Source organism: Sphingomonas sp. CFBP 13706 (assembly GCF_014842355.1).
GTDB classification, from domain to species: domain Bacteria; phylum Pseudomonadota; class Alphaproteobacteria; order Sphingomonadales; family Sphingomonadaceae; genus Sphingomonas; species Sphingomonas aerolata.
Window position 1 is genome coordinate 1 of the sequence record NZ_JACYVM010000054.1, and the last position, 1,315, is coordinate 1,315.

The 1,315-nt window shown below is 56.6% G+C and carries 1 protein-coding gene and 1 pseudogene; one reads left to right on the plus strand and one right to left on the minus strand.

Annotated elements, in window-relative coordinates; all coding sequences use genetic code 11:
• Window positions 1-189, plus strand: a 189-nt coding sequence (locus tag IFS44_RS22010) for a hypothetical protein (protein WP_206757903.1), incomplete at its 5' end; no start/stop codon positions are given.
• A gap of 462 nt (window positions 190-651) precedes the next feature.
• On the opposite strand, the pseudogene IFS44_RS23040 reads toward IFS44_RS22010, so the two are convergent.
• A pseudogene (locus IFS44_RS23040) lies at window positions 652-756 on the minus strand (PEPxxWA-CTERM sorting domain-containing protein); the annotation flags it as partial.
• Between the last annotated feature and the right edge of the window lie 559 nt (window positions 757-1,315).

Sequence of the window (1,315 nt, forward strand, 5' to 3'; positions counted from 1 at the left end):
AAGATTGAATCAGACCGCCGACACCACTGCAAGGCCGACTTTTTCAACACAATCGGGCAGAAGCGGAATGGCAAGCATTGGTGGGAAGCAGGCGGTCCGCTTTTAAGAAAGGGCAGCGCGAAAGCCGACTCGCTCGCTCATTCCACGTCGCTATATTCCTCGATCGGCGTCACGCTGTTGAACCGGTAGCAATAAATTGGTTCGCCGCCGACGCCGCCCTTTAGCACGAGCTGAACACAATTCTTGTTCGGGAATGCGATGCTCCGGGCATACCAAAGCGAGTTCACAGTGCGCGGGGTCTCGTGTGTTTTTGCGGACCATCGCCTTACCGCATCTTGTGACTGCTTAGCTGACCCGTTTCAATCAACCTGCCTCCGTTCAAAAGCTATCGCTTGTCTCCCGCCGATGTCGTATCCGAGTGCGAACATACCCGCGGAGACCAGTCCAGCTATTATCAGTTTGGAAGCGCTGTTCATCCGCAGAAATAAGCAGCTTTCGTGTCAGCTTCCAAGCTCAGCCAAAATAGACCCTGACGTCCGGAACCGGACGTGAGCGGAACGGCCGAGATTGGTGGAAAGCGGACGTCCATACGAAGGCGCTCACGACCGTAGCCGGAGCGTCATTCACTTCACCTGAAGATGCGTCAGGGGATCAGGCGAAGCTGACGTTGATCCGCTGGCGACGGCGCATGGTTGCGCCAATCAAACCGAAGCCACTGATGAACATCGCCCACGTGGCAGGTTCGGGGACGGCACCCTCGGCAACCGTCAGTGTCGCGGCGGCTCCTCTAGAGGCGCTGTAGGTGTTTGCGGTTCCGAACGCGCCATCGGCGAAGTAGCGATAGGTCATGCTCGTGCCGAAGTTTGTCGCGGAAAAAACGGTGATCTGGTCGCAAGCGGCTCCACCTCCGTCTGAACAACCTCCGTCAAACCTGATTCTTTGTATGGAAGCGGTCGCGTTGGTCAGACCTGAGGCTTGAACAAAGATGGGATCGCTCACGTAACTCGATGTTTCGTATGTAAAATTGAGTGCACCACCCGCAAATGGCTCGACTGTGGAAAACGTGTAAATCACGCTCGCGTCTGCCGCTCCAGCCGCCAGCAACGCCACCAAAGCCGCACCAAACATTCTTATCATATGCTTACCCCACCCTGACTCGGGCGAAAGCCGCGCGAGTGGACAGGCGTTAACAGGCGGTAAACGGATGGTAAATGACGTCGATGAAGCGCGTCTCGCGGCAACAACACCCCGCCAGCCGAACGTCTGCTAATGGGCGATTGTGTTGAAAAAGTCGGCCTTGCAGTGGTGTCGGCGG